The organism is Halobacterium wangiae, from assembly GCF_021249345.1.
Taxonomy (GTDB): Archaea; Halobacteriota; Halobacteria; order Halobacteriales; family Halobacteriaceae; genus Halobacterium; species Halobacterium wangiae.
In genome coordinates, this window is record NZ_CP089588.1 from 176,514 (window position 1) to 197,097 (window position 20,584).

General features: G+C 59.0%; 17 protein-coding genes and 1 pseudogene. 11 read left to right on the forward strand and 7 right to left on the reverse strand.

What is annotated here, in order from left to right:
* Nucleotides 1-23 precede the first annotated feature (23 nt).
* Nucleotides 24-410 (forward strand): annotated as a pseudogene (gene tnpA / locus LT965_RS00890) (IS200/IS605 family transposase); the annotation flags it as partial.
* 52 nt (nt 411-462) lie between these two features.
* On the opposite strand, the gene LT965_RS00895 reads toward tnpA, so the two are convergent.
* From LT965_RS00895 to LT965_RS00905, 3 genes are read right to left on the reverse strand one after another with little or no spacing between them, the layout of a single operon-like run.
* On the reverse strand, nt 463-609 hold the full coding sequence (locus tag LT965_RS00895; RefSeq protein ID WP_232703622.1) for a hypothetical protein: 147 nt from the start codon (nt 607-609) through the stop codon (nt 463-465).
* Between the two features lie 40 nt (nt 610-649).
* Nucleotides 650-1,585, reverse strand: coding sequence for a DUF368 domain-containing protein (locus LT965_RS00900; RefSeq protein WP_232702132.1), 936 nt, complete (start codon nt 1,583-1,585; stop codon nt 650-652).
* Nucleotides 1,585-4,881 (reverse strand): oligosaccharyl transferase, archaeosortase A system-associated, encoded by a 3,297-nt coding sequence (locus tag LT965_RS00905; protein ID WP_232702133.1) that lies wholly within the window; start codon nt 4,879-4,881, stop codon nt 1,585-1,587. The genes LT965_RS00900 and LT965_RS00905 overlap by 1 nt, the downstream gene beginning before the upstream one ends.
* Before the next feature lie 101 nt (nt 4,882-4,982).
* Here LT965_RS00905 and aglG point away from each other — a divergent pair, with 101 nt between their 5' ends.
* The gene (gene aglG, locus LT965_RS00910; RefSeq protein WP_232702134.1) at nt 4,983-5,909 is read left to right on the forward strand and encodes a glucosyl-dolichyl phosphate glucuronosyltransferase; all 927 of its coding nucleotides are present in this window, start codon (nt 4,983-4,985) and stop codon (nt 5,907-5,909) included.
* Nucleotides 5,910-5,919: 10 nt separating this feature from the next.
* Here the strand turns inward: aglG and LT965_RS00915 are convergent, their stop codons facing one another.
* The gene (locus LT965_RS00915) at nt 5,920-7,317 is read right to left on the reverse strand and encodes an oligosaccharide flippase family protein (protein ID WP_232702135.1); all 1,398 of its coding nucleotides are present in this window, start codon (nt 7,315-7,317) and stop codon (nt 5,920-5,922) included.
* A 103-nt stretch (nt 7,318-7,420) separates the two neighbouring features.
* Here LT965_RS00915 and LT965_RS00920 point away from each other — a divergent pair, with 103 nt between their 5' ends.
* On the forward strand, nt 7,421-8,026 hold the full coding sequence (locus LT965_RS00920) for a class I SAM-dependent methyltransferase (protein ID WP_232702136.1): 606 nt from the start codon (nt 7,421-7,423) through the stop codon (nt 8,024-8,026).
* A gap of 47 nt (nt 8,027-8,073) precedes the next feature.
* On the opposite strand, the gene LT965_RS00925 is transcribed toward LT965_RS00920, so the two are convergent.
* On the reverse strand, nt 8,074-9,111 hold the full coding sequence (locus LT965_RS00925) for a glycosyltransferase family 4 protein (RefSeq protein WP_232702137.1): 1,038 nt from the start codon (nt 9,109-9,111) through the stop codon (nt 8,074-8,076).
* Nucleotides 9,112-9,270: 159 nt separating this feature from the next.
* Between LT965_RS00925 and LT965_RS00930 the strand changes: the two genes are divergently transcribed.
* The gene (locus tag LT965_RS00930; protein WP_232702138.1) at nt 9,271-10,362 is read left to right on the forward strand and encodes a DegT/DnrJ/EryC1/StrS family aminotransferase; all 1,092 of its coding nucleotides are present in this window, start codon (nt 9,271-9,273) and stop codon (nt 10,360-10,362) included.
* On the forward strand, nt 10,359-11,345 hold the full coding sequence (locus tag LT965_RS00935) for a Gfo/Idh/MocA family protein (protein WP_232702139.1): 987 nt from the start codon (nt 10,359-10,361) through the stop codon (nt 11,343-11,345). The genes LT965_RS00930 and LT965_RS00935 overlap by 4 nt, the downstream gene beginning before the upstream one ends.
* Nucleotides 11,346-11,389: 44 nt before the next feature.
* On the opposite strand, the gene LT965_RS00940 is transcribed toward LT965_RS00935, so the two are convergent.
* The gene (locus tag LT965_RS00940) at nt 11,390-12,193 is read right to left on the reverse strand and encodes a methionyl-tRNA formyltransferase (RefSeq protein WP_232702140.1); all 804 of its coding nucleotides are present in this window, start codon (nt 12,191-12,193) and stop codon (nt 11,390-11,392) included.
* Between the two features lie 154 nt (nt 12,194-12,347).
* On the opposite strand from LT965_RS00940, the gene gmd reads away from it, so the two are divergent.
* The 6 genes from gmd (at nt 12,348) to LT965_RS00970 (ending at nt 19,376) form a co-directional block, all read left to right on the forward strand.
* Nucleotides 12,348-13,310 carry a GDP-mannose 4,6-dehydratase gene (gene gmd / locus LT965_RS00945; RefSeq protein ID WP_232702141.1) on the forward strand — a complete coding sequence of 321 codons (963 nt, stop codon included), beginning with the start codon at nt 12,348-12,350 and terminating at the stop codon, nt 13,308-13,310.
* On the forward strand, nt 13,307-14,218 hold the full coding sequence (locus LT965_RS00950; RefSeq protein ID WP_232702142.1) for an NAD-dependent epimerase/dehydratase family protein: 912 nt from the start codon (nt 13,307-13,309) through the stop codon (nt 14,216-14,218). Before gmd ends, LT965_RS00950 begins: the two co-directional genes overlap by 4 nt.
* The gene (locus tag LT965_RS00955) at nt 14,218-15,477 is read left to right on the forward strand and encodes a DegT/DnrJ/EryC1/StrS family aminotransferase (protein WP_232702143.1); all 1,260 of its coding nucleotides are present in this window, start codon (nt 14,218-14,220) and stop codon (nt 15,475-15,477) included. The genes LT965_RS00950 and LT965_RS00955 overlap by 1 nt, the downstream gene beginning before the upstream one ends.
* A 98-nt stretch (nt 15,478-15,575) precedes the next feature.
* Complete coding sequence (locus LT965_RS00960) at nt 15,576-16,601, forward strand: glycosyltransferase family 4 protein (RefSeq protein WP_232702144.1); 1,026 nt, start codon at nt 15,576-15,578, stop codon at nt 16,599-16,601.
* Between the two features lie 78 nt (nt 16,602-16,679).
* Nucleotides 16,680-18,188, forward strand: coding sequence for a sulfatase (locus LT965_RS00965; protein ID WP_232702145.1), 1,509 nt, complete (start codon nt 16,680-16,682; stop codon nt 18,186-18,188).
* Nucleotides 18,189-18,206: 18 nt separating this feature from the next.
* Nucleotides 18,207-19,376, forward strand: a complete 1,170-nt coding sequence (locus tag LT965_RS00970) for a glycosyltransferase family 4 protein (protein ID WP_232702146.1) — start codon at nt 18,207-18,209, stop codon at nt 19,374-19,376.
* A gap of 59 nt (nt 19,377-19,435) precedes the next feature.
* On the opposite strand, the gene LT965_RS00975 is transcribed toward LT965_RS00970, so the two are convergent.
* Nucleotides 19,436-20,545, reverse strand: coding sequence for a glycosyltransferase family 4 protein (locus tag LT965_RS00975; RefSeq protein WP_232702147.1), 1,110 nt, complete (start codon nt 20,543-20,545; stop codon nt 19,436-19,438).
* Nucleotides 20,546-20,584 lie beyond the last annotated feature (39 nt).

Here is a 20,584-nt window from a genome sequence, read left to right on the forward strand (position 1 = left end):
ATCCTTGCTCACGTACTGTCCATATAGGTGAGGCTCGGGCGAACCCCACGGTGTACAACGTCAACTACCACTTTCTGTGGTGTCTGAAGTACCGTCACGCAATGCTCGAGCGAATCGAGGACTCGCTGAGAGAGAGTTTCCGAAGAGTGCATGACGAGTACGACTATGAGATACTTCGCTTCACATCCCTCCGACCACGTACGCCTATCCTAGCCGCCCGCCCGAATCACGCGTGCGGTTGTACGAACAGCCAAGAGCATCACGGCACGAGAGATATGGGATCAACACAAACCGTTCCTTGAAAAGTACCTGAGAAGCGGCAGGTTCTAGGAGGAAGCATTCCACATCGAGACGGCAAGAAAAGCGTCTAGCAAGACGATTGAACGTATATTGAACGAACTGAATACGTCTGGGTGTCGGCTTCACCCACTGGCACAAATCCCGAGGCACTCGCCTCGCTCGTCAGTAGACGAGGCCGTCGACGGTCGTTCCAGGGTAGTCCGCGACCGCCGCCTGCACGGATGCGGCGGCCGACGCGAGGTCCGAATCCTGGACGCCGAAGACAGATGCGATCTGGGCGACGGTGTCGCGTTCGAAGGGACCAGTCATACCGTCGCGTTCGTCCGCGACGGAGAAAACGCCCCGGGCGTTAGTAGTCGAGGTCGTCGGTCGACGCGTCGAGGGCGAGCACGAGTCCCGCGCCGACCACGCCGGAGACGAGCAGCGGCACCGCGGCAGCCACGGTCCACTCGGGGGTGGCGTCGGCGATGCGGATGGCCGGCGCGCGGAGTGCACCCGCCATCAGCGCCACGAGGAACGTCAGCGTCGCCGCCCGGTACGTGTCCAGAGCCCACTTCACTGCGCGCGCGAACGACAGCAAGCCGACGAACGCGCCGAGGATGAACACGACGAGCGTCGTCATCGGGTCGACCGCCTGCCCGAACTCGCCCGCGAACAGTGTGTCCGTCGCGGCGCTCACCGCCGACGTCATCGTCTCGTACTTCCCGACGGTCAGCAGGATCAGCGACCCCGAGACGCCCGGGAGCACCATCGCACAGATGGCGAACGCCCCGACGACGAAGATGACGAGCAGGCCGCCCGGGAGCGCGTCGCCCTGCGCCTGGCCGCTGAGCACGAACGCGAACGCGAACCCGAGGACGCCCGCCGCGATCCGCCCAGGGGTATCCGCGGACACCTCGTCGAACAGCACGACGACGGAGGCCGCGATGAGGCCGAAGAAGAACGCGAACGTGAGCCCCGGGTAGTCGTGGTACGCGATCTCGACGAGGTTCGCCACCGTGACGACGGCGCTCACCACGCCGATTCCCAGTATCGCGAGGAACGGCACCTCCATGTCGGTCAGCGTCCCCGCGAACTCCGCGCGGACGCCGTCGTCCCCGAGTCGGGGCACCAGCGCCAGCAGCCCCACGGCTTCTCGCGGGTCGAGTGCCGCGAGCGCGGAGACGAGTCGCTCGTAGATGCCCGTGATGAGCGCGATGGTCCCGCCGGAGACCCCCGGCACCGCGTCCGCCGCGCCCATCGCCGCGCCCTTCAGGTAGACGATGAGCCAGTCCCGCGCCGCCATCAGCCGACGCGACGGAGCAGGAGACCAGCGACGACGGGCAGTGCAGCGGCCGTCAGCCCGGCGGTCGTCGCCGACGAGTCAGTCGCCTGGCCGCCCGACGTGCCGTCGGCGGTCAGCGACGACGACTCGGGGGCGCTCAGCGTCTCGGAGGTGTCGTTCTGCGCGCCCTCCGGTTCGTCGACCACGTTGCGCTCGAGGTCGACGGTTACCGTGTCGTCGGACTCGCCGAGCACCTGCGCCTCGGTCACGTCCGCGGTCGCGTTCCAGTTCACGACCGTCACGCCGTCCTCGGCGGTCGTGTTCCCCGTCGAGAACTCGTACGGGCCGGCCGCGCGCACCGAGACGTTCGTGTGGCCGTTCTCCGGTCCGAAGTTCTCGTAGCCGGTCGTCGAGTACGGCAGCGTCATCGTGAACTCGCCGTCCGGCCCCGTCTCGGCGTGCTGCGTGTACGTGAACGTCGGGTGGGAGTTGTCCTGGTTGCTCGTCATCTGCGAGAGGTTCATCTCGACCGTAGCGGTCACCGTCGTGTTCGCGGGCGCGGTCCCGGTCACCTCGGCGCCGTCGACGCGCTCGAACAGCTTCACCCACGTCGGCATGTAGCCGTAGTTCAGCTCGCCGTTCAGGATGAGGTTCGCCGGTGCCAGGTTGTCGTCGCTCACGCCCACCAGCCGGTAGTGCTGCAGGGCCGCGACGTCCTCCTCGGGCACGTCCTGGAAGCCGCCGATCTGGGACGTCGAGTCGTTGGCGACGTAGGACTCTGCCGCGCTCATGTTGTCGAACTGCCTGACGTTCGTCGTCGACTGGTCGAACACGAGGAGCGGCTGGCCGGTCGGACTCCGCCGAGTCTCCTCCCAGTCGAGCACCGTCGGCTGCGCCTGCTTCGCGCTGCCGTGGTAGCGGTAGAGCCGAACCGACATCGACTCGAAGTACGACTGCCCCTTCACGAGCGGTGCCTGCTGGAGGTACCGCGCGCCCTGAATCTGGCCGTTCTCGTACTGCGCGTTGTACGCGACGCGGTAGAAGTCGCTCGCAGCGAAGTTCCGTGGCCCGTCGTAGAAGACCAGCGGCGCGGAGAACTTCGCCTGCCCGGAACTGAGGTCGGGCCGCGGCGGCATGATCATCTTCCAGTCGACGGCGACGTACTTCGTCGCCGCGTCGTCCTCGTCGATGCCCTCGAGGACGTCGGCGGCCTCGGACTCGTTCTGCGCGAGCAGGAAGTTCGCGGCCGTGTTCGCGCCCTGCTGGAACGGGTTGGCGTGGGGCACACGTTCGCCCTCGACGGTGATCCAGTGGCCGTAGTCCCACCAGGACATGACGCCGTAGGCTCCCTCGGGGTAGTCGAAGTCCCCGCTCCGGGAGTACGTCCCGTAGTAGTCCATCGCGTCCGCGTTCGACGCGCCGCCGTACTCGCCCTGGGCGGGCGTGTGCGTCTGCATCCACTCCATCGCGTCGTCCCACTGGACGACGGCGCCGGGGCCGTTCGACGAGCCGACGGTGATCGCCGACTGGAGGGGGACCTGCTGGTTGTTCGCGTTCGTCAGCGTGATCGGCGTCGCGCTCCCGCGCTGGGAGTCGTTGTTCGTCGCCTCCGCGACGGCGGGCGCCGCGACCGGCACCAGCACGAGCAGGACGACCATCACGACGGTACCGACCTGGTACCAGCTCACGTCCTCGATGGTCGAGGCGGGCCGGTCGAGGTCGAGCACCGACAGCACGCTCGCGAGCAGGTACGCGTTCAGCACGACGACCGGCACGACGAGGTAGTAGTTGAACCGCACCTGCGTGAACGCCGCCGAGGTGATGAACGCGCCCCAGACGACGACCAGCAGCGGGCCGGCGTCGTACTCGCCGGTCACGGCGATGGCCGCCAGCGTGATGCCGACGATACCGAGCGCGGCGAGCTGCCCGCCGATGCCGAAGATACCGCCGATCCACGCCGGGAAACCGGGCGCGGCGAACATGAGGAGGACGACCGCGACACCGACCGCTGCGCCGGCGAGCCGCTTCAGACTACCGCTCTCGAGGTGCGGCCGGAGCAGGATAATCGCGGCCGCGAGGAGGGCGGTGAAGAACGCCAGCCCGTACTCCAGGAAGATGACGCCGAACATCCCGAGGCCGTACGTGTTCGTACGGGAGAGGAACGGCTGGGCTTCACCGATGGTTCGGGTTGCCGCCCCAGAGCTGAAGCCGACGAAGCGGAAGAGGTTCGTCTCGACGAGCGACCAGAGTTCGGGGAGGACGACGGCGGTGGCGGCGACACCGACGACCAGGATACCGAGTACTGCGGCAGGGTAGGAGTCCGCAGTGAACTCGCGGTCGTCCCACTTGCGGGCGAGCCACGCGAGGAACACCGCGCCGCCCGCGACGGCCATCGAGAACACCGGCTGGAGAAGAGAGAACTTGCTCGCGGAGAACTCCAGGGTCGACAGGGGGACCAGCATCAGGAGGGCGGTCGTCGCCATGCTCACTGCGGCGACGATAGCGACGTGGTCCGGGCTCGACCCGCTGTAGTAGTCGCTGGTCAGCTTCACGAGGTAGAAGACGCCGAAGATGCCGACGAGGAGGATACCCGGCGGCCACATCCACATGTAGGCCGCGGCCGCGACGCCCGCGAGCACGCTCCAGGCGACAACCCGGCGGAGGCCCGAGACGTCGCGGTCGACGAACTGCTCGTAGACCGGTTTCTCGCGTTCCGCAACGCGGAGCGCGAGAAGCGTGCCGAGGACGGCCAGGGACTGGAACAGCGGCTCGGCACCGTTGTGGTCGGCGGCGCCGACGAGGCTACGCTGGAGGAAGTAGCCCGGGAGGAGCGCGAGGATGACCGCTGCGAACACGCCGCCGATGCGGCCCCCGAGGTGTTTCCCGATGAAGTAGACGGGGATCGCGAGCAGCGCGCCGAAGACGGCCGGCGCGAACAGCAGCGTCATCGCGACCGTCTGCTGGGAGGGGTCGCCGAGACCGACGACGAGCGCGGCCGTCGCGACGAGCTGGTCGAACAGCGTGCCGAACTGGCCGACCGACGTCCCCGTCGAGAACCCCGTCCAGACGTCGAACGGCATCGTCTCGGGCCAGTTCTGGACCGTGTACATCACCTGACGGAAGTGGTACCAGGCGTCGTTGCCGGAGAAGTACACCTGCCCGTTCCGAGTGAAGTTCTCCCACGCCTGGACGCGCACCCAGAGCATGAACGCGAGGACCGCACCCAGCACGGGCACGTGGTACCAGTCTTCGAGCGCGTCGAGGGCGTTGTCGACGGAGAAGGCGGACTCCCTCGGCGCTTCGTTCTTCTCGCTCATTACCCGTAGGGACCGCCAGCGTTCGAATAAGCCTTGTGAATCTGCCCGCTTTCCAGACACGAAAGAAACGTCTATACCCCCGTCGCTGGTAGCTCTCCCCGATGCGAGTCTCCGTCGTCGTCTGCACCTACACGATGGACATGTACGAGCACGTCCGGGACGCCGCCGACGGTGTCCTCGAACAGACGTACGACGACGTGGAACTCGTGCTGATCTCGGACGGCGACGAGGACGTCTACGACGCCATGTGTGCGGACTACGGCGACCGCGAGAACGTCCGAATCGGCTGTAACGACGAGAACCGCGGGCTCTCCTACAGTCGGAACCACGGCGTCGAACTCGCGACTGGGGATGTGGTCGCGTTCCTCGACGACGACGCCGTCCCAGAACCGGACTGGGTGGCGGAACTCGTCGGCGGCTACGAGCGTCACGACGCGCTGGCTGTGGGTGGGAAGATGACACCGCTGTGGGTGGACGGGAAACCCGAGTTCCTCCCCGAGGAGTTCTACTGGCTCGTCGGCGTCACCCACCGTGGTTACGCCGAGGAGGAGTGTGAGGTCCGGAACACGTTCGGCTCGAACATCTCCTTCCGGCGGGAGATCTTAGAGGATCTTGGCGGGTTCGACGAGAACCTCGGCAGGAAGGGAGAGGCGCAGGGGCAAGGCGAGGAGACGGAGATCGCAGCGCGCATGCACGAGGAGTACGGCGAATCTGTCTGGTACGTTCCCGACGCGGAGGTCGGGCACAAGGTGTTCGACTTCCGGACAGACCGCAGGTGGCTCCTCGAGCGCGCATTCTGGCAGGGCCACTCGAAGCGAGTGATGGGGGACCTCGTCGAGGACAGCGGTGGGCAAGAGGGTGAGTTCCTGCGGCGGCTACTGGTCGAGTTCGGCCCACTCAGATTCCTCGGCCTCGTGATGAATCCGTCCCTGGCGAAAGTCGAACAATTAGTCATGCTCGTGTTATTGACGGTCTCCGTCGGACTCGGATTCTTGTGCGCGAATCTCTCGAGGCTGGCGTCGAGCTAGCTCTCTGACTTCAAATAAACGAGGTGGCTTTCTGACGAATCCGGCCCGACAGGGCTAACAGGACAATCGCGTAAACGGCGCTGCCTGCAAAGATGATCACGATTGTAGCGAGGTGGCCACGCTGGAATTGGCCAATTGACATCCACACAAAGCCCACCATCACGATACTGGCGAATATCTCAATCGAGATCTCATGCAAGGGAATCGCAAGTGTACCAAGTTCACGTACCAGTAGTGCGTACCCGAGCAGGAGGTAGACACCACTCGAAACGAGCGTAGCGATGGCAGCCCCGTACCAACCGATGGTGACGACGAGTCCAACGTTCAACAACAGATTCACACCGACGAACACGGCGTTCACACGGAATGCGGCTTCCGGCCTATTAATGCCATTCAGCGTGTTAACAAACTGGCCTCCGAACGTGTGCAGTACTTGGGCGCCGATTAGAATACCGAGCACCGTGGCGCCCTCAGCGAACTCCGGCCGGTAGATTCTCAGCAGGTCATCTCCGATGACTAGTGCTCCGAAGAACCCCGGGATGAGAAAGATTCCAGTAAACACGAGTCCCTCGTCCAGAAGGTGCTTGATCTCGTCGAACTCGGCACGAGTACTCAGGGAACTCATCTTCGGGAAGAGCGTCGAAGTGATCGAAGTCCCCGCGATGGCGAGGAACGAGGCTAACGTCCACGTCACTTGGTAGATTCCGATCAGGTTGTCGGCGACGACGAAGCCGAGCACGAAGATGTCCATCCAGTTCAGGGCACTCCCCTTCAAACTCCCCAGCCAGGAGTATTGGGCGAACGAGAGCACCGAGTCGAACGAAGAGCGGGTGGGCCATTCCAGATACTCCTTCAGTAAGACGGCACCGACCAGCGAGACGACGAAGAGTGACAACAGGTGGCCAAGCACCAATCCCAGTACAGCGTACCCCAAAAGGACGAGTCCGACCTGACACACGAGCCGGACAACTCTCTCCGCAGTCCCGAGCCAACCCGATGCCGCGACGCGGTTCGCCCCAATCAGTCCACTGGCAACCGTGTCGTATCCGGCGGTCACTACCAGTAGCAGCGGTAAGTACAACGCCAGTTCCGTCCCGAGGTAGGCGTTCACGTACTCCTGACCCGTCACAACCCCAACCGCCACGAGAGCTGCGTACCCCCCGACAATCAGAATCCCCGCGACGAAGATTCCTGGTCTGGAGTTATCTTCGCTCATTCGCTTCGAGATTGCAGAGCCGATACTGTCCGTGGGGAACTTCAGCCAGAAGAGGAGCGTCAACAGTTGTGAGTAGATGCCCAGCGGGGTCGCACCCAAGTACCGCGCGATGAAGAACGTCGCCAGGAAGCCGGCTACGGACCGTGTAACCTGTGAGACAAAATGGAGGATAGCAGTCTTTCCAGAACGCATTTACTCCTCGGTTGCTTTCGGACCCCTAAACATGTCCGGATTCTTCCGAAAGTCTCTACGACGACTGTACAACCGGTTCGTCCGCCACAAATTACCGAGGACGATGGGTGTCTACAACGGGGTCGCCACGAAGAAATACTATCTCCTTGACCTGACTGCGAGCGATTACGAGCCGGACTACAAGCAAACGCTAGTATCGACCGTTCGGTCGGTCGTAGCGGAGGGTGATTCCGTTCTCGAGATCGGGTCCGGATACGGCGTATGTACCGTCTGGCTGGCGAGAACAGTCGGTGAGGAGGGCGACGTCACATCCTACGAAGCAGGAGACAAGCAAGTAGCCGCAACGAAGGAGGCAATCCAACTGAACAGTAACATCCTCGAAGAGGACCTGACAGAACGCACGGCCGTCGAACATGCGCTCGTCGGCGAAGGAAACGCCGTGTACGGACCCAGCGGTGCAAAAATCGTTAACGCCGAAGAACTACCATCTTGCGACGTACTCGTCACAGATTGCGAGGGGGCGGAACTAGATATTCTACCAGCGATGGACGTTCGTCCGCGGACGCTCGTTATCGAAACGCACCCAGACTTCGGAGCGGGAACCCCCGAGCTCTCCTCGCTGTTGGAAGACTACGGGTACGAATGCAGGAAGGAGTACGTCTCCGAAACGCCTGAAGGACCGAAGCACATACTCGTCGGAGACCGATGAACCCCGACGGGAGCCTTCGTCTCGGCCGATACACCGGTGTTTACGGTCTACGGGCCTCGGTTCGAGACTTCCTCGTACACCTCGAGGTGTGTGTCGATAGCTGTATCGAGCGATAGAGGAGCCTCTTCGAACGTGTCGAGCCCCCGCTTTACCTGTTCTTCGTACTCGGTACTGTCGTCAAGTAGAGCCCGAACTGTCGAAAGAACGGCCTCCGGTGTCCGTTCTGCCCACACGTACGAACCGTGTTTCTCGAAGATCTCCTCGAGCAACCCATCCGCCGTCGTGACGAACGGGGTCCCGCACGCGATAGACTCCAGGCCGACGTTCGACGTCTTGTCTGTTCGACGTGGACCGATAGTTACGTCGGCCGCGTTGTAGTAGACAGGTAACTGGTCGTTGTCGACGAAGCCCTCGTACCGGACGTTGGTGCGGTCGCGGAACCTGTTTCTCATCTCACCCTCGCCGACGACGATGAACTGCAGGGAATCGTCGCCCCTTTCGATTCGTGCCATCTCGTCGACGATACCAGCCCCGTACTCCTCGTTCAACTCTCCGACGTACAGCACGACGTCGACACCGGCGGGTATGTTCAGTTTCGTTCGGGCCCGCTTGGTTCCATCCTCGTCGTATGGGTGAAAATTCTCCCGGTTGATCGTAGCAGTGACAGACGTGGTGTCGAACCCAGATTTAGTCCACCTGGACCGCTCCTTGGAGACGACCATCTTTTTGTCGATACCCAACAGATACCCCAACAGACGGTGCCTGCGGCCCGGTTGGATGCCGGGACCCACACCGGCTACGAGAGGTCCACGGTAGAACAACCGAACGAACAAGACCTGATAGATATTGATGGGAACGTGGGCGACGTCCACGTCCGACAGGGCCCGTTTCGTGGCCATCGCCGTGCCGAGAATGTTCTGGAGAGATATCTCAACGACCTCTGCTCGGTCCGAGACGGCCCCCGGTTCTTTCGTCAGAACGACGACATCGTGGTCCGTCTTTGTGGCGACGCCATTGATGATATCCTTGGCCCGTGTCCTCGGGCCAGTTCCAGAGAGACGATAGCAGAAATAACCAATCTTCATACGGTGTCCCTGATTGTTCCCGACTAAAGGTCTTTCCAAGGAACGGACGTGCTGGACGCCCGATACGTCACTCCCTTACCGGGAATCACCGAGTACCCGCGACACCACAAACTATTTCCTCGGATACCTCATCGCTCCAGAAAACCAGAGGGAAACCCAATGGATGTTGATTTCACAGATATCTACGTCGACGACGAAATACTCGAGAGCGTCGAGTCTGTTCTGCGGAGCACTCGATACATTAAGGGCCCGGAACTGGAAGCCTTCGAGGAGGCCTTTGCTCGACACTGTGGCGTCGAACACGCGGTGGGGGTCAGCAGTGGAACGTCAGCAATCTTACTCGCACTCCAGTCAGTGGGCGTTGGAGAGGGCGACGACGTTTTCGTCCCCGGTCACACGTTCTTCGCGACGGTTAGTCCAGTGCTCGCACTCAACGCCAACCCGGTCTTCGTGGACATCGACCCGGAGACGTACACGATGGACCCGGAGGACCTGATCAGGGCCATCGAGAGTAGCGACCACCCGACTGCGGTGTTCCCCGTCCACATCTACGGACAGATGGCGGACATGTCTCGGATTTCGGAAATCGCCGAACAGTACGACCTAAAGGTCGTAGAGGACGCCTGTCAGGCCCACTTCGCGGAACGAAACGGTGACGTAGCAGGCACCATCGGTGATGCTGGCGCGTTCAGTTTCTACCCGTCGAAGAACATGACCGTGGCGGGCGACGGAGGGATGCTCATGACGGACGACGACGACGTGGCCGAACAGGCCCGCATGCTGCGCAACCACGGTCGGAACGAGGTTGGCGAGCACGTGGACCTGGGGCTGAACTACCGCATGGACGAGGTCCGCGCCGCAGTCGGCAACGAGCAACTCGCACACATCGACGAGTGGAACACGGCCCGGAATCAGGCGGCCCAGACGTACTCTCGACTCCTCGCGGACGTAGACGAAATCACCACGCCGTTCGAGGCTGACGGTGCGTTTCACGTCTACCACCTCTACGTGATTCAGGCGCCAGACCGGGACAAACTCCAGTCGCATCTCGAGGATCAGGGCATCGATACCGGCATTCACTATCCGACACCAGCCCACGAACACGAAGCAGTCGTCGAACGGCGCGGAGAATCGTCACTCCCGACGACTGAGGACCTCGCCGACCACATTCTCTCCCTGCCAATGCACCCAAGAATCTCCGAGAAAGAGATCGAGTACGTCTGTGACACGATCGAAGAGTACTACCGATGAACTACGCTGTCATCGGGACCGGCTACTGGGGATCGAACCACGCGCGCGTCGCAGCAGAGTTGCGTGAGGAAGGAACAATCGAGAACGTCGTCCTCTGTGACATCGAAGAGGAACGTGTCTCCGAACTGGCGGACTCTTACGACGTATCGTACACGACCGACTACACCGAACTCGGTGACCTGGGCGTCGACGCGGCGACGGTGGCCACGCCGTCACCGTCACACCACGAAATCGCGACAGAACTCCTCGAAGACGGCGTGAACTGTCTCGTCGAGAAACCGCTCGCATTGACCAGCGAGGAGGCGTGGGACATCGTAGATACCGCTGAACGCGAGGGTCGAACGCTGGGTGTCGGGCACATCTTTCGGTACCACCCCGCGCTTCGAGAACTCAAAAAGCGTATCGACCGGGGGGAACTCGGTCGGATAAAGTACGTGAACACGAACCGATTCTCTTTCCGCGTTCCTCGAGAGACGGCTGGCGTTCTCTACTCGCTCGCAGTTCACGACGTCGACATCTCGAACTATCTCCTCGACAGTGAACCAACGTCCATCTACTGTAACCTCGACTGTCACATCCGGGACGATATCGACGAGACGGCGACTATCGTCATGGAGTACGAGAACGCGACGAGTGTCATTAACGAGTCCTGGCAGATCCCCGTCTTCGGGAAACGGCGGGATTTGACCGTGGTCGGTTCCGAGCAGGTCGCGTATCTAGACTACCTCGAAGATACAGTTGTCGAACTGTACGACGCAGCAGTCACGAGCAGAGACGGTGAACTTCGGACTCGAGACGAAGGAAAGCAGGTGTACGAAACAGAACGATGTGAACCCCTCAAGGTAGAGGCCGAAGAGTTCCTCGAGGCTTGCCAGTCGGGTGGACAGCCCGCCGCTTCCGGCGAGGTGGGTGCCCGGACTACGGAACTGCTAGAGTGCTGTCGGCTGTCATCCGACGAAGGGCACGTGATTCGATTCGGGTAGCCTCCAGTGAATCCGCAGAGAATGCGGAGTGACTCTCGAAGCGGTTACAGCGTGACTCCCAGATTCTCGATGTCTTCGTAAGAGTTCTTCGTCAAGTAGATACGGTGGCCATCGAGTTCTACGTACGCTGGTTCGAACGGCGGGAAGTCGAGTGCGCGAATCCGGTCGTAGAGCACTGCTTCTTCGTTCGGGTCCACGAGTTCCGCTCGGTCGATCTCCTTGAGTCCGTCTAGGCTCTCCTTCGTGTAGAAGTACCGTTCACCGTCGAACGCCGACTGAGGGGTTCGACGCTCGCCTATCTCCCCGGAAACGATCTTTGGCAGCAGATCTTCGAAGAGTCGAATCGATTCCTCACGCGTCTTCTCGTAGACAGACCGCGCGGTGTCCTCCTCCTCGATGTCTACGAACCGGCGCTCGATTACGTCACCCTGGTCCACTTCCTCCGCCATCACGTGCAGGGTCGTCCCGTGCTTCCAGTGGTCGTCCTGTCTCGCATTCATGATGGAGTGAGAGAACACGTTGGACCCTCGGTACCGTGGTAACTCGGCCTGATGGAGGTTCAGTGGGAGTTCCTTCGGGTGGTCGAGGAGTTCCGCGCCGAGAATGTTGGGGTAGTAGACACTCAGTAAGTAGTCGACGTCGTGGTCCAGGACGTTCCGTTCTTCGTCGAGGGTGTAGACTGTGAGGTCGTTTTCCACGGTCAGGTCGTGAACCGACCCGTCCCACCAGGAGTCGTAGCCCCGGGGATACGTTACGACTGGGTCGACTTCGACGTCGGGGTGGTCCAGGAGGCGTTCGAGACAGGACTCCCCGAGTGGGTGGCTGCCGAAGAAGGCGATAGTCTGCATGGGATTCACCGGGACTCGGACTGTGTTCAATGCTACGGTATTGGCATGGGTGAACGCCAAGAGCAATCAAGCTCCTTTCACTGATATTGTGACCAGGTTGAATCACTTCTGTGATGCGCAAGCTTGTTAAACAGTCTCGCCCGATATCTGGCCGATGTCTGATACCGCTTTAATTACAGGCGTAACAGGCCAAGATGGCAGCTATCTTGCCGAATATCTCCTAGAGAAGGGGTACGAGGTGTACGGACTGGAGCGGTGGAAGAGTACACGCGGCAAAAGCCGGATTGACCATTTGTCGGACTTGAAACTGGTAAATGGCGATCTCGCAGACCAGTCCTCACTGGACCGTGCGGTAAGGGAAGCGGAACCAGACGAAGTTTACAACCTCGCGGCTCTATCGTTCGTTCCAGAAAGCTTCAACCAGCCGATTCACACGGGCAACATCACCGGGCTGGGGGCGACACGAGTTCTCGATGCTATCCGAAAGCATCAGCCTAATGCAAAATTCTACCAAGCGTCTACCAGCGAAATATTCGGGAATGCTCCAGACAAAACCCAATCAATAGAGACTCCGTTCCAGCCTCGAAGTCCGTACGGAACGTCCAAACTCTACGCGTACTGGTCTACCGTGAACTTCCGAGAAGCGTACGATATGTTTGCTGTGAACGGTATCCTGTTCAATCACGAATCTCCTCGCCGAGGCAAGAACTTCGTCACGAGAAAGATCACCAGAGGCGCAGCAGCCATTTCGCTTGGGCTTCAAGAGAAACTTGAACTTGGTAATTTGGACGCGAAGCGGGACTGGGGGCACGCGAAGGACTACGTGCGAGCTATGCACATGATGCTACAACAGGACTCCCCCGAGGAGTTTGTTATCGGGACCGGTGAACACCATTCCGTTCGCGACTGTGCCCGAGTTGCGTTTGACGAAGTCGGATTGAACTGGGACGATTACGTAGAAGTCAACGAGAAGTATTTCAGACCAGCCGAAGTTGATGCGCTGAAAGCAGATATCTCCCGTGCGAAGGAGAACCTCGGTTGGGAACCCCGAATTTCGTTTGACGAACTCATTCGAGAAATGGTCCAAGCGGACCTAGAGCAATTGCAAGATAAATGAGTGAAGAAGTACTCGTCACGGGTGGAACTGGTTTTATCGGGAGTCACTTAGCTGCCGAATTAGCGGCGACTGGTCGGAATGTGACGGTTCTGTCACGCGATACACCAGACAGAGAGTGCGGGCCTGACTCTACCAAGAAAATCCAGGGGGACGTGAGAACATTAGACGAAATCCCCTCGTTTCGTCGGTACGACACCGTATTTCACCTAGCCGGGGTTGTCTCCGTTCAAGGCTCTATCGAGGACCCTCAACAGACGTTCCAAGTAAATACTGTGGGAACGCAGAACGTTCTAGAGAGGGCTCGAAGGGATAACGTGGATGAAGTCGTGTATCTTAGTAGCGCTTCGGTTTATGGGAAGCCCGAGGACCTACCAATCAGCGAGAACCATCCTATACAGCCCACTCATCCATATGCTGCGACGAAAGCAGCGGGGGAAGACCTAGTGAATGGATACGCAGCAGCATATGATATTGGGACGAAGATTGTCAGAGCCTTCACCGTCTACGGCCCGGGCCAATCATCTGACAATTTGGTTCCGATGATCATCAAACAAGCGGAATCAGGGGGGCCAGTCGAACTTGGGAATACGGACCCGACCCGGGATTTTGTCCACGTCCAAGATCTCGTTCGGGGAATCGAGACACTGGTAGAATCGGACGGTTCCTCTGATGGAGTGTACAATATAGGAAGTGGGCAAGAATCCTCTGTGATGGACGTCGTTGATGCGGTGCTTGACGCGTTGGATAAACCTGATATCGATGTGAATTCTGACGCCGGTGGGCGGAGCTCAGACGTTGAGATAGAGCGAATGGTCTCTGACAACAGTAGAATTGAAGCACTCGGTTGGAGCCCAAAATTCGATTTGCAAAACGGTATTACGCACACTATCAAAAGCTCACGAATATAATGGACCCAGAAGACCTAATCTCAGATATACGCCCAAAAATCGAGGAGCACTTTGCCACTGACGAGGAATTCGTCCCTGGAGAGTCTACGATACGCCTTAGCAGACCAACGTATGGGGCGGAAGAAGTGCTAGAATCGTTAGACTCACTCTTATCGACGTGGGTGACGATGGGTGAGAAAGTAGAGGAATTTGAAGACGGTTGGAGTGATTACACGGGGCGGGACCATGGAGTGATGGTTAACTCTGGATCTTCAGCAAATCTCCTGGCGATGAAAGCACTTGAGGGGACTATAATTGAGCCAGGCGATGAAGTAATCGTTCCTGCAGTATCTTGGTCTACGAGCGTTTTCCCGATTCTTGATATCAATGCCAAGCCCGTCCTCGTAGACGTCGACTCCAATACGTATACACTCGATATAGAAGCGACGAAGGAGGCTATCACAGAGGATACGGCAGCTATACTTCCAGTACATCTCCTTGGTAACCCCTGCGAGATGGACCCACTCCTCGATCTCTGTGAGGACCACAATTTAGCTCTCATTGAGGACTGCTGTGAAGCACACGGAGCTAGGTACGACGGTGAACACGTAGGGAGCTTCGGTGATTTCGGAACGTTTAGTTTCTTCTTCTCCCACCACATCGCTACTATCGAGGGTGGTATGGTTGTAACAGACTCTGAATCCTACCTGGAGAAACTTCGAATGCTCCGCGCGCACGGGTGGGTTCGTGAGTTAGACGACAAAGAGAGGTTCGTCCAATCGAACCCCGACATCGACGAACGATTCCTCTTCGCAAACACGGGGTACAATCTCCGGCCTACTGACATACAGGGAGGGTTTGGAATCCATCAACTAGATCGGATTGATGGGTTCTTAGAGAAGCGACGTTCGAATGCGGAATACTTGAACGACCGTCTATCTGAGTACTCTGACACCTTCGTATTCTTGGAGGAACGGCCGAAAGCCGAGTGTTCCTGGTTCGCCTACCCGCTCCTTATTAAGGATGGAGCCTCCATATCCAGGGACGAGTTGAGAGCACATCTCGAGGACCACAACATTGAGACCAGGCCGATTCTCGCGGGGAACATGGCTCGTCAACCTGTATTCGATTCAATCCCTCACAGAATCCACTCGGACTTAGATAATTCTGAGAAGATACACCTCGACGGAATATTTGTCGGTAACCATCACCGCATGACCTCAGAGAAACTCGATTACATCGTTTCGGTAATCGAGAACCTGCTTGCTGGACGGGACTAATTGATCAGCAACGAGTTTACATCTACTCCATTCACATCCGCTTCCGCTCGGTCTGATAGGACAACGACTATATAACGCCGTGGGCCATCGGTCGCGGTATGAAGGTCTGGCACGTTGTATCAGAAGAAAATCAAGTCGTCACTGGTCTCAAGGATGTAGACGGGGTGGACGCATTCATGTTATCCCCCGTTCAGAGCCTCGTTATGTCGTTCTTTGCGATTCGCGGGAAGTACGATATCATCCACTTCCACTACTTGCAGGTTCAAATGGATTCGTCGGTTCACCCACTCGTATCTGTATTGAAATTCTTTTCCTTCCTCCTGAATCTAGTGGTAATGAAGGCTGCGGGAATTAAAATCGTCTGGACGGGACACCATGTAGAGAGCCACGAAGCATCGATTCCTGCTATAGATAAACTGGGCCGCCGACTAGTAGTTTCTCTAGCGGACCATATCTTCGTACTTGAACCTCCTGTCCAGAATCAAATCGAACGGGAGTATTCGATGGGGGGCGATTTGTCTGTCGCGCGTTTGGGAGACCCCAGAATATTCCACCATGAGAAGGATGCCGGTGATTCGTCGAAGATAAATTTTCCGGAGGTCGGGCCAGTCATCACTATGATTGGGAACCTACGCCCATACAAACGCGTACCACTGGGGATTCGAGCAGTTGCCGAACTGAACGGAACAGAATCAATGCTGATTGCTGGGAATCCGTTATCAGAGGAACTTGAAGGAGAAATTCAGAGTTCGATCGATAGGTACCCAGTGGACGTCACTACCGAATTCGGGTTCGTTGCTGATGAAGACATACTCGAATACGTCGAGAGAAGTGATGTGGTGTTGATTCTGAACGATCAAGAGACTGTACCCGCAACCGCTCTCTTGTCAGCAGCGTTCCAGACGCCGGTCGTGACCGTTCCCGGTGGTGTGAAGGAATTTCTGGTAGATGAGTACAACCTCGGCGTAGTCGCAGAGACCGATTCCGCAGAGGCAATTGCAGACGCAATTCAGGATATCCTTTCGAACCCACCAGAGATAGACCACACATCGTTCCTATCTGACCATTCTTGGGGCGCGTATACAGAACATCATCTAGAAGTCTATGAGACGCTGACAAGCTGATATCGGGGGTGCAGTCCCAGAACGGGAAGATAAAAATGCGAAACCGTTATTCCCCGATGGCACGACAACCGCACGAAAATGGATTCCACGGACGGCCCTCCGAACATTCTCTTTCTCGTCTGGGACGCGTGCAGACTCGATTACGCGAGAGAGCACGCGTCGAACCTGGGCGAGCTAGCCGACTCCGGCGTCTGGTTCGAGAAGGCGGTTGCTCCTGCCACGTGGTCACTCCCTTCTCACGCTTCCCTGTTCACCGGCCAACCCCCGCACGAACACGGCGTGACCCAGCCCAGCCAATCCCGCGTTCCAACGGACCTCGTCGACGAACTGAAATCGAACGAGTACACGTGTTACGGCGTTTCCGGGAACGGATTCGCGAGTCCGCTCTGGGGATTCGACGAGCCGTTCGACGACTTCCGTTCGACTCGGGGGCCGGAACCGTACGTCGACGGGTTGGACGTCTACACGCAACTCCGGAGTGACCTCGAAGCGGGAACGCCCAAACTCTCTCTCCTCCGGCAGTACTTCACCGAATCGCTCGCTCACCCTCACCCCGCGAAGAGTCTCGCGAATCTCGCCGCCGTGGGTATCAACCACGTCTCGAGAGAGGTCGTTCCGGCCCTCCAGGCGGTCCCCCACGACGTCTTCCGAACCGGAATCAGGGAGACGTACGCCCCGGAGAAAAACACGCGAGCGATAACGAACTTCCTCCGGGAGGAAGCAGAGAGCGAATCACCGTTCTTTGTGTTCTCGAACTACATGGACACGCATCGGCCGTACGCGCCGCCCGAGGATCTCCAACGAAAACACCTCGGGGCGCCCCTCGACGACGCGGAGATTCGGCGGCTGAACGACGAAGTAGCGGGTCCGTGGAAGTTCATCCAGCGCGTCGAGAACGGTGAGGTCGACGACAGTGACGTCGACACACTCCAGAAGCTGTACGCCGGGGAAGTGGAGTCTGTCGACCGCCACCTCGGCAGACTGCTGGCGGAACTTCGCCGGAACGACCTGTTCGAGAACACGCTCGTCGTCGTGACGTCGGACCACGGCGAGAACCTCGGTTCTCCGGACAGTCACGGGGACCGTCGATTCGGCCACGAGGCGTCGCTCAGTGACGACCTCTGTAGAGTCCCTCTCGTGGTCTCCCACCCTGACATCGAGCCCGGGGAGGTCAGCGAACTGTTCTCGCTAACTAGTCTCTACGATGTGATTCTCGACGCTAGTCGTCGGAACGCCGAGTTCACGGTCGACGACATCAGAGACCAGTGCGCTCCGAGAGTGGCGTGTGAGTACCCGGCGCTTGGTGACGAGTCTTTCTACGACGAACACCCAGATATCGACCGGGCGATTCTCGAACAACGCGTCGAACGAGACTCGTTGGCGGCGTACGAGAACGATTGGCGTGCAATGCTCGAATCTGGCGGCACTCGGCTCGCTGAACACCGCGGCGAACCCGCAGACGTCGGGGAAGCCCCCGAATCCCTCGTCGAGTTCTCCGAAGCTATCCTCGAACGGCTTGGCCACCTCAATCAGGTTGACGTAGACGTGGACACACAGAACCGACTCGAAGACCTCGGATACCTCTGAACGATGGACGAACCAACCGTGGACGACGACCGGAAACACGTACTATTCGTGACGAAATCGGACTTGTCGGGCACTGGCGGCCACAACATCGCGACGAAGGAAGTCGCGATAGCGTTCGCCAAGCACCCGGGAATCAAAACGACAGTTCTCTGTCCAGAACCGAGTGCCGAATACCCGGCCGACGTGACGGAGTCGATCGACAACCTCGTCCACTTCCCCGCCACCAACTCGAAGATGGACGTCCTGGAACACGGGCTCTCCTCTATTCGACTGTACCGGACGTTGAGGAGCGTATTCGACTCCGTCGACCCAGACCTCGTGGTCGCCAGGATGGCTCCAGTCTTCTTCGCCCCCGCGTTCGTGGCCTCCCGGAAGGACGTTCCGTACGTCCTGCTCTCCCGGGGACGGCACTACAAGACGCTCCGGTTCAACCGAGTGCTCTCGCGGTTGTATCGGTACAACGTCCGGGTCGCCGACCGTGTCTACACGGCGAGCGAGGACATCAAGCAGGATACAGACCGGCTGCGCCGACCAGGGCAGGAAGAAGCGACCGTACTCCCGAACGCAGTCGACCCGGACCGGCTCCGCCCCGCACCGAAGATGGAAGCCCGGGCCGAGATCGACTGTGACGTCGCGCCTTCGTCGTTCGTCGTCGGATTCGTCGGCACGATGGAACCGTACCACGCAATCGAAGAACTGTTGCGCGCAGTCGACCAGATCGACGTCGACAACCTCGAGTTACTCGTCGTCGGTGATGGGCCTGAGTTAGCGAACTTCCGTACCCTCGCGGAGAACCGGGGGATAACCGACGTGGTGCACTTCCCCGGATTCGTTCCCCACAGTGAGGTCTATCGATACGTTTCGGCGTGTGACGTGATGTACGGGGTGAGCCATCAGGGGTCGGCGACGCCGATAAAGTGCTTCGAGTACCTCTCCTGTGAACGGCCGATTCTCGTTCACGAAGTCGCAGACCTGAACTTCGTGTCGGAGCAGGATGTCGGTCGCCTGGTACAATCGGTCGTCCCCGAGTACATCGCCTCGGGCGTCGAGGAGTTAGCGGCACTGAGCGAGTCCGATAGAGAGGAGATGGGGGGCCGTGGCCGGGAGTACGTGATTCAGAACCACACGTGGCGTGGATTCGTGGACGACATCGTCTGTGGTTCCTTCGACGAGTACAGTAGAACGTAAGTTCGAGGTCGGGGGTGGTCGGCGGTAGACAGCCGGAGTCGTTCCCTTGTGGAGTCGACCTACGGGGTCGAACCTCCGGTGACTGTTCGAATGATGGCTTCGTACCGTTCCACGGCAGCCTCTTTTGTGAACTGTTCGGCCGCCATCTCCCGGCAGTTCGCACTCATCTTGCGGAGTTCATCAAACTCTGCAGATTCGATTTTGTCGACGAACTTCTCTGCAGAAGCCTCGTCAATCAGGTATCCCGTTTCGCCGTCGATCACGATGTCGGGGTTACCCGAGACGGCCGTCGTGATTGTCGGGGTACCACAAGCGTGAGCCTCCATGATGGTCGTGGGGAGTCCCTCTATCGGACTTGAGGGGTACACGAGTAACCTCATTTCGTTCAAGAACTCTTCGGGATCTTCTACCCAACCGTGAATGTTTATAGAATCGTCCTTGCTAGTTTGGTTTCGTACCCAGTCCAGCATCGGACCGGTCCCGGCGAAGTGGAACTCGTAATCGACGCTCTTTGCGATTTCGACTATGGTCTTGATGTTCTTGTCGGCGTTATGTCGACCGAGGAACCCGATTTTCGGGTCCCGGTCTTCGAAGTGTGTATCGTACCCGAAGTCGTCAGAGATGTACCGCATACCGTTAGTTATCGCGTTGTCGATTCCATACTCCTCCGCCATACTCGGTGAGTAGAAGACTGTAAAGTCGGCCAACGAGTAGCCGATGTGCTCGACCCTCCGGAGAACCCGGAATAGAGTTCTCCGAACAGATTCGGGAATGTCCCAGTTCAGGTATAGTGCGAGGGGAACGTCTCCTTTCGGTTGGACCACTACGGGTACGTCGGTACTTTTCGCAATCCAGATGGGGAGCGTGTAAAGCTGCATCCCGTTGAACCAGAGAATATCTGTGTCGACGTTTCTGACTAGCGTGGAGAGAGCGATCTGGTTTCGGACGAAATCAACCGCATCAGGAATGGCTCCCTTCCCGGTTCGAGACTCAGTGTACTGTTGCGTCTGGTACTGCTTGAGGTCCGGGTCGTCTATTGGCCCACTGATGAGGGATACTTCCCCTATCTCGGCCATTATATTTAGCAGAGAGCGCGTCTGAGCTTCCCCAATTGGACCGACAGGTTGGGTCACTATAGTGATGTGGGTCATAGGCGTGGTTTCGTACATTACAGGTGAGGGATTAGAGGATTTCGACTGGCTGTAGAG

Coding starts and splice junctions, on each gene's coding strand:
- LT965_RS00920 (WP_232702136.1), top strand. CDS start 7,421: ATGGGTGTCTACAACGGGGTCGCCACGAAGAAATACTATCTCCTTGAC.
- LT965_RS00955 (WP_232702143.1), top strand. CDS start 14,218: ATGGACCCAGAAGACCTAATCTCAGATATACGCCCAAAAATCGAGGAG.
- LT965_RS00895 (WP_232703622.1), bottom strand. CDS start 609: ATGACTGGTCCCTTCGAACGCGACACCGTCGCCCAGATCGCATCTGTC.
- LT965_RS00950 (WP_232702142.1), top strand. CDS start 13,307: ATGAGTGAAGAAGTACTCGTCACGGGTGGAACTGGTTTTATCGGGAGT.
- LT965_RS00925 (WP_232702137.1), bottom strand. CDS start 9,111: ATGAAGATTGGTTATTTCTGCTATCGTCTCTCTGGAACTGGCCCGAGG.
- LT965_RS00935 (WP_232702139.1), top strand. CDS start 10,359: ATGAACTACGCTGTCATCGGGACCGGCTACTGGGGATCGAACCACGCG.
- LT965_RS00960 (WP_232702144.1), top strand. CDS start 15,576: ATGAAGGTCTGGCACGTTGTATCAGAAGAAAATCAAGTCGTCACTGGT.
- LT965_RS00965 (WP_232702145.1), top strand. CDS start 16,680: ATGGATTCCACGGACGGCCCTCCGAACATTCTCTTTCTCGTCTGGGAC.
- gmd (WP_232702141.1), top strand. CDS start 12,348: ATGTCTGATACCGCTTTAATTACAGGCGTAACAGGCCAAGATGGCAGC.
- LT965_RS00930 (WP_232702138.1), top strand. CDS start 9,271: ATGGATGTTGATTTCACAGATATCTACGTCGACGACGAAATACTCGAG.
- LT965_RS00915 (WP_232702135.1), bottom strand. CDS start 7,317: ATGCGTTCTGGAAAGACTGCTATCCTCCATTTTGTCTCACAGGTTACA.
- aglG (WP_232702134.1), top strand. CDS start 4,983: ATGCGAGTCTCCGTCGTCGTCTGCACCTACACGATGGACATGTACGAG.
- LT965_RS00940 (WP_232702140.1), bottom strand. CDS start 12,193: ATGCAGACTATCGCCTTCTTCGGCAGCCACCCACTCGGGGAGTCCTGT.
- LT965_RS00905 (WP_232702133.1), bottom strand. CDS start 4,881: ATGAGCGAGAAGAACGAAGCGCCGAGGGAGTCCGCCTTCTCCGTCGAC.
- LT965_RS00900 (WP_232702132.1), bottom strand. CDS start 1,585: ATGGCGGCGCGGGACTGGCTCATCGTCTACCTGAAGGGCGCGGCGATG.
- LT965_RS00975 (WP_232702147.1), bottom strand. CDS start 20,545: ATGTACGAAACCACGCCTATGACCCACATCACTATAGTGACCCAACCT.